Genomic DNA, 6,385 nt, shown 5'->3' with positions numbered 1-6,385 from the left:
TGTGTGTTGTAAACGCGCCGGGGGTCGGGCGAGCCGGGGCGAAACACAACGGCGTCAACCCCACTTCATCGCGCCCGGGGGGCGGTGGGCCCCCGGCCCCCGCCACCCGCCGCCGGGCCGCGGGGCCACAGCCATGTTCAGCCGCTGCCCTGTTCAGGCAGCTTCGGGGAAGTGGCACGACACCTGCCGCGCCGTGTCCGGCGCCGTGGTCCGCAGTGCCGGTGCCTCGGTGCGGCAGATCTCCTGCGCCTTGGCACACCGCGGGTGGAAGGTGCAGCCGGGAGGCGGGGCGGCCGGGCTCGGCGGGTCGCCGAGCAGGGTGATCCGCTCGCGGGCCCGCTCGGCCGCCGGGTCCGGCAGCGGCACGGCGGACAGCAGCGCCCGGGTGTAGGGGTGGGCGGGAGCCGCGTACACCCGTTCCTTCTCGCCGATCTCGACGATGCGGCCCAGGTACATCACGGCGACCCGGTCGCAGACCCGTTTGACCACGGACAGGTCGTGGGCGATGAAGAGATAGGCGAGGCCGAGTTCGCGCTGAAGCCGTTCCATCAGGTTGACGATCTGGGCCTGGACGGAGACATCGAGGGCGGAGACCGGCTCGTCGGCGACGACGAGGCGCGGGCTCGTGGCGAGCGAGCGGGCGATACCGATGCGCTGGGCCTGGCCACCGGAGAACTCGTGCGGATAGCGGTCGATGTGCTCGGGGATGAGCCCCACCAACTCCATCAACTCCACGGCACGCCTGCGGGCGTCCGCCGCCGAACTGCCCTGAACGAGCAGCGGATCGGAGATGATCCGGGCCACCGTCTGGCGGGGGTTGAGGGAGGAGTGCGGGTCCTGGAAGACCATCTGGAGGTCTGTGCGCAGCGGCTTCAGTTCGCGCTGTGACAGGTGGCTGATGTCGCGCCCGTCGTACGTGAGGGAGCCTGCGGTGGGTTCCAGGAGCCGGACGATCATGCGGCCGGTGGTGGACTTGCCACAGCCGGACTCCCCGACCAGGCCCAGCGTCTCGCCTGCCGCCACATCGAAGGTGATGCCGTCGACGGCCCGGACCGGGGCGGAGCGCCGCCTCCCGGGGAATGTCATCGTCAAGTCCCGTACGGACAAAAGAGGTTCGGTGGATGCCAAGAGGCTCATGAGGCGACGCCTTCGTGCGCGGGGAAGTGACAGGCGGCCGGATGCCGGGCCGGTCCTTCGAGGAGTGGGAGTTGCGTCTCGCAGCGGGAGCGCGCCCCGGCGGGGACGCCGACGAGCTGGGGGCAGCGGGGCGCGAACGCGCATCCGACGGCCGGGGTGAGCAGGGACGGCGGGCTGCCGGGAATCGCCCGCAGCGGCGCTTCGTCGCTGTCGTCGAGGCGGGGCAGGGAGTCGAGAAGGCCGCGGGTGTAGGGGTGGGCCGGTGTCGCGAACAGGGTGTCCGCGTCGGCCTGTTCGACGGCCCGGCCGCCGTACATCACCAGGACCTCGTGGGCGACCCGGGCCACCACGCCGAGATCGTGCGTGATCAGGACGACCGCGAGGCCCCGGTCCTGTTGCAGTCGGGCGATCAACTCCAGGATCTGCGCCTGGACCGTGACGTCGAGGGCGGTGGTCGGCTCGTCGGCGATGAGCAGCTCCGGCTCGCAGACAAGCGCCATGGCGATCATCACGCGCTGCCGCATGCCGCCGGAGAACTGGTGCGGGTACTCGCCCGCGCGGCGGCGCGGCTCGGGGATGCCGACCTCGGCCAGGGCGTCAACGGCCCGCTCCCGTGCGGTCTTTCGCCTACTGCCGAAGTGCACCCGGTGGTGTTCGGCGATCTGCTCGCCCACCGTGTAGAAGGGGTGCAGGCTGGCGAGCGGGTCCTGGAAGACCATGGCCATCCGCCGGCCGCGCAGCCGGTTCAGCTCGCGCTCGGATCGGCCGACCAGCTCCTGGCCGTCGAGTGCGACCGAGCCGGTGACTTCAGCGCTGGTGTGCAGGCCCATCACCGCCATGGACGTGACGGACTTGCCCGATCCCGACTCGCCGACGATGCCGAGGGTCTCGCCTCGCCGCACTTCGAAACCGAGGCTGTCCACGGCCCGTACCACACCGCGCGGGGTGCGGAAGGTGACCGTCAAGTCCCGTACGGAGAGCACGGGTTGGTCCGGCGCGGAGGGCACGGCCCGGGGAGCGCTCATCAGTACCTCACTCGCGGATCGACGACGGCGTACAGCAGATCGACCGCCAGGTTGGCGACGACGATGAAGGTGGCGGCGAGCAGGGTGACGCCGAGGATGACCGGCTGGTCGCCGCTGGACAGCGCACCGTAGAAGAGCCGCCCGATGCCGGGAAGCCCGAAGATGGACTCGGTGATCACCGCGCCCGCGAGCAGCCCGCCCAGGTCCATCCCGAAGAGGGTGAGGATGGGCGTCATCCCGGCCCTCAGGCCGTGCTTGACCACCACCTTGCGACGCGGAAGACCCTTGGCGCGGGCGGTGCGGATGTACGGCTCGGCCATCGTCTCGATCATCGAACTGCGGCTCTGGCGCGCGTACATGGCCGCGTAGAGGATGGCCAGGGCCAGCCAGGGGAGCAGCAGGTTCGAGGCCCAGTGGAGCGGGTCGGAGGTCAGCTCCACGTACTTCGGGTAGGGCAGGAGCCCGGCCGTGCGGATCAGCCCGTAGATGAGCATCATCGAGGTGAAGTAGACGGGCAGGGACGCGGCGGCGACCGCGCCGACCATCAGGGTTCGGTCGGTGAGGCTGTCCTTGTGCAGGGCGGCGGTGACGCCCGCGGTCAGGCCGAGGACCAGCCACAGCACCGCGGCGCCGAGGGCGAGCGATGCGGAGACCGGAAGCCGGTCCATCAGCAGGTCCCACACACCTTCGCTGTTCTCGTACGAGTAGCCCAGGCACGGGAAGTCGCAGTGCAGCGCGTACTGGCCGGTGCCCATGGTGCGGCCCGTGAAGATGCCGGTGACGAAGTCCGCGAACTGCCGCCACAGCGGCTGGTCCAGGCCCATGTGCTCGCGGATCGCCGCCAGGCGTTCGGTGCTGCACGACTTGCCGCAGGCGGCGGCCGCCGGGTCGGACGGCAGAACGTAGAAGATGGTGAAGGTGACGGCGGCGACGGCGATCAGCACACCGATCACCGCGAGCAGCCTTCGCGCGACGTAGACGGTCATGTGCGGCTCCCCCTCGGGTCGAGCACGTCCCGCAGCGCGTCGCCGAGCAGCGTGAAGGCGAGCACGGTGAGGAAGAGACAGACGCTGGGGATGACGAAGTACATGGGGTCGGTGTCGTAGAAGGCGACGCTCTCGGCGATCATCTGGCCCCAGGAGGGGGTGGGCGGGCGGACGCCCACGCCCAGGTAGCTCAGGGCCGCCTCGGTGGCGATCATGCCGGGGATGATGAGGGTGGTGTACGCGATGACCGGCCCGGCGACGCCGGGGAGGATGTCACGGGTGAGGATGCGCCAGGAGCCGGAACCGCCGACGCGGGCGGCGTCGACGTACTCGCGGTGCTTGAGCGAGAGCGTCTGACCGCGCACCACACGGGCGATGCCGGGCCAGCCGAAGACCCCGATGACGGTGATCATCAGCACGATCCGGTTCACGTCCCTGGCCACGGACATCATCGCGATCATGAAGATGAGGGAGGGGAAGGACATCGTCAGGTCCATCAGGCGGGAGAGCACCGTGTCGGTGCGCCCGCCGAAGTAACCGGCGGCGATCCCGGCCGCCGTGCCGGCGACCACGACGATGGCGGTGGCCGTCACGGCGATGAGCAGGGACACCTGGCCGCCGTGCACGACCCGGGCGAACAGGTCGCGCCCTGTGACGGGTTCGACGCCGAGCCAGTGCTCGGCGGAGATGCCGCCGAGCGAGCCGATCGGCTGCCCGCCGAGATAGGGGTCGACGGCGTCCTTGTCGAACTCCTCGGGGGACCAGCCGCCCAGCTTGCTGAGCAGTGGTGCGGCCACCGCCATGATCGCGAAGAGCGCGATCACGACGAGGGAGACGCGCACGGAGACGCGGCGGCCGAGCTCCCGGCGGGCGAGCCGCCAGGGGCCGCTGCCCGCCGCAGCGGCCTCGGCCGCCGGTGCGGATGCGGCGGATGTGGAGGTGGTGGTCATGGTGGCGGCGCTCCTCAACCCTTGCTCTTGGCCGGGTTCTTGAGGCCGACCGAGGCGTAGTCGAGCTGACCGCCGAAGGAGGTCTGCCCGTACGCGCCCGCGATGTTGGTCCCCACCACCAGCGGCCAGCGCCGGACCAGGACGGGCACGGCCGGCGCCTTGGCGAGGATCTCGCCGTCCAGCTTCCGCCAGGCCGCGCCGGCCTTCCCGGCGTCGGTCATCGCGGCGATCTCGTCCATCCGCTGCATGGTCGCCTTGTCGCGGAACAAGGAGTGGTTGCCGGAGTTCCCCTTCTCCTTGATGAAGCGGCCGTCGAAGACGAAGGGCAGGAACGTGGAGCCGGACGGGTAGTCGGGGCACCAGCCGGTGTAGACGAGGTCGGTGCGGTTCTTGGTGTCGCCGATGGTGGCGTAGAACGCGGACGGGTCGACCGTCTCGATGGTGACCTTGATGCCGGCCTTCGCGAGCGACTGCTGGATCGCCTCCGCCCGCCCCTTGTCGCCGTTGGAGACCGTCATCTTGGTACTGAAGCCGCCCGGCTTCCCGGCCTCCTTGAGCAGCTGCTTCGCCTTGTCCACCTTGCCGGTGACGGGGATCTTCAGTGTGTCGGGCTGCTTGCCGTTGAAGAGGGCGGCGGGCATGTAGGCGGTGGAAGTGTCATTGAAGGCGGGGCCGCCGGAGGAGGTGGTCACGACTTCCTTGTCGAGGGCGTACTGAACGGCCTGACGGACCTTCACGTCGTTGAACGGTGCCCGTCCGGTGTGCATCTGCACCATGTCGGTGCAGTTGGTCGACTCGGCGAGCAGCCGCTTGCGGACATCGGCCTTGGGCAGCACCTTCACCCCGCTCTCCGGCCGCAGCGCGTACCACGGGACGGTGGAGGCGTCCGCGCCCTGGCTGGCGATCATCCGGTCGTCGATCTGATTGGGCCGCAGCCCCATCACCATGACCAGCTTGTCCGGGTACGCCTTGCGTACCGAGTCCGTCTTGGGGTCCCAGTGGGGGTTGCGGACCAGGACGATCTTCTTGTTGCGCTGATACGTCTCGATCTTGTACGGGCCCGAGGAGAACGGACGGTTGTCGTACCGAGGCCCCTTGTCCTTCGCCTTCGGCACCGGGGCGAAGGTGGGCATCACCGTCACGTTGGGGAACTCGGCGAAGGGCCTGCGCAGTTCGAAGACGATCGTCCTGTCGTCCGGTGTCCTGATGGAGTCCAGGTGCTTGCCCTTGGCGGGGCCCTGGTAGCCCTTGGCGCCCTTGAGGTAGCGGGCCGCGTAGTCGGCGCCGCCCGGCAGGTCCGGGGAGAACGACCGCTCCACGTTGTACTTGACGTCCTGGGCGGTGACCGGCGTTCCGTCCTCGTACTTGACTCCCGGCTTGAGGTGGAAGGTCCAGGTCCGCGCGCCGTTGGAGGAGGTGCCGAGGTCGGTCGCGAGGTCGGGGACGAGCTCGCCGCCGGCGGTTCCGGGGGCCGCCTTGTAGGAGACCAGGGTGCGGTAGAGCAGCCGGGTCCCGAAGTTCATGTCGCTCATGACCCAGTTGCGGGCCGGGTCGAGGTGCGTGAAGTCCGTGTTCGACAGGACGGTGAGGGTTCCGCCCTTCTGCGGAGTCCCCCCGATCACCTTGCCGTTGTTGGCCGTTGCGAGGTTCTTGCCCCGGGCGCCGCCCGACTTCTCTCCGCCGGAGCAGCCGGCCGTTCCGAGGATGAGGGCCGCCGCCAGTGTGGCGGCGAGGGCGGTACAGGTGCGCTTGTCCATGAGTGGTCACTCCGGAGGAGTCGAGCAGCCAGAGCTGGAGAGCTGGCTGGAATGTGACCCGTAACATAGTAATGTGAAATTGCACTGACAAGGTGTAAGTGACTTCGTTACCCACCCGTTCCCAAGTGGGCCGCTGCGGTTGACCCTTCAACTGGGGGATCGATCGGGCTCATTGATCGCCACCCTTGGCAGAAGCAGTGCAATGTGAAATATTACTGACGTGCTGACAAGGAACACCGCAGACGTCATCGTCGTCGGGGCGGGCGTGATGGGCGCGGCCTGCGCCTATTACGCCGCCCGGTCCGGCCTCCGCGTCACCGTGCTCGACCGCGGCGCCGTGGCGGGCGGTACGACGGGGGCCGGCGAGGGCAACCTTCTGCTCTCCGACAAGGAGCCGGGTCCCGAGCTCGAACTGGCCCTGCTCTCCACCCGGTTGTGGGGGGGGGGGGGGGGGGGGGGGCCCCCCCCGCGGCTCGGGACAGGGCAAGGGGGCCGAGGGCGCGGGCGCGCCGCACCAGGGCGGGGGGGGC

The 6,385-nt window shown here is 69.7% G+C and carries 6 protein-coding genes; 1 reads left to right on the top strand and 5 read right to left on the bottom strand.

Annotated elements, in window-relative coordinates:
- Positions 1 to 153 precede the first annotated feature (153 nt).
- The 5 genes from ACFWY6_RS33050 to ACFWY6_RS33030 are packed head-to-tail and all read right to left on the bottom strand — an operon-like array spanning position 154 to position 5,855.
- Complete coding sequence (locus tag ACFWY6_RS33050) at positions 154 to 1,086, bottom strand: ABC transporter ATP-binding protein (RefSeq protein WP_384698333.1); 933 nt, start codon at positions 1,084 to 1,086, stop codon at positions 154 to 156.
- 47 nt (positions 1,087 to 1,133) lie between these two features.
- Positions 1,134 to 2,162, bottom strand: coding sequence for an ABC transporter ATP-binding protein (locus tag ACFWY6_RS33045; RefSeq protein ID WP_384698330.1), 1,029 nt, complete (start codon positions 2,160 to 2,162; stop codon positions 1,134 to 1,136).
- Positions 2,162 to 3,148, bottom strand: coding sequence for an ABC transporter permease (locus ACFWY6_RS33040; protein ID WP_384698327.1), 987 nt, complete (start codon positions 3,146 to 3,148; stop codon positions 2,162 to 2,164). Before ACFWY6_RS33040 ends, ACFWY6_RS33045 begins: the two co-directional genes overlap by 1 nt.
- Positions 3,145 to 4,098, bottom strand: a complete 954-nt coding sequence (locus ACFWY6_RS33035) for an ABC transporter permease (protein ID WP_384698324.1) — start codon at positions 4,096 to 4,098, stop codon at positions 3,145 to 3,147. Before ACFWY6_RS33035 ends, ACFWY6_RS33040 begins: the two co-directional genes overlap by 4 nt.
- Before the next feature lie 14 nt (positions 4,099 to 4,112).
- A complete protein-coding gene (locus ACFWY6_RS33030; RefSeq protein ID WP_384698321.1) occupies positions 4,113 to 5,855 on the bottom strand; it encodes an ABC transporter substrate-binding protein in 1,743 nt (580 codons plus the stop codon).
- Between the two features lie 220 nt (positions 5,856 to 6,075).
- Here ACFWY6_RS33030 and ACFWY6_RS33025 point away from each other — a divergent pair.
- Positions 6,076 to 6,385: FAD-dependent oxidoreductase (locus tag ACFWY6_RS33025; RefSeq protein WP_384698317.1), on the top strand; the 310-nt coding region annotated here is incomplete at its 3' end.

Source organism: Streptomyces sp. NPDC059037, assembly GCF_042740015.1.
Taxonomy (GTDB): domain Bacteria; phylum Actinomycetota; class Actinomycetes; order Streptomycetales; family Streptomycetaceae; genus Streptomyces.
Note: the sequence above shows the minus strand (reverse complement) of the source record. Positions and strands in the feature narration are given on the sequence as shown.

Coding starts and splice junctions, on each gene's coding strand:
- ACFWY6_RS33050 (WP_384698333.1), bottom strand. CDS start 1,086: ATGACATTCCCCGGGAGGCGGCGCTCCGCCCCGGTCCGGGCCGTCGAC.
- ACFWY6_RS33045 (WP_384698330.1), bottom strand. CDS start 2,162: ATGAGCGCTCCCCGGGCCGTGCCCTCCGCGCCGGACCAACCCGTGCTC.
- ACFWY6_RS33040 (WP_384698327.1), bottom strand. CDS start 3,148: ATGACCGTCTACGTCGCGCGAAGGCTGCTCGCGGTGATCGGTGTGCTG.
- ACFWY6_RS33035 (WP_384698324.1), bottom strand. CDS start 4,098: ATGACCACCACCTCCACATCCGCCGCATCCGCACCGGCGGCCGAGGCC.
- ACFWY6_RS33030 (WP_384698321.1), bottom strand. CDS start 5,855: ATGGACAAGCGCACCTGTACCGCCCTCGCCGCCACACTGGCGGCGGCC.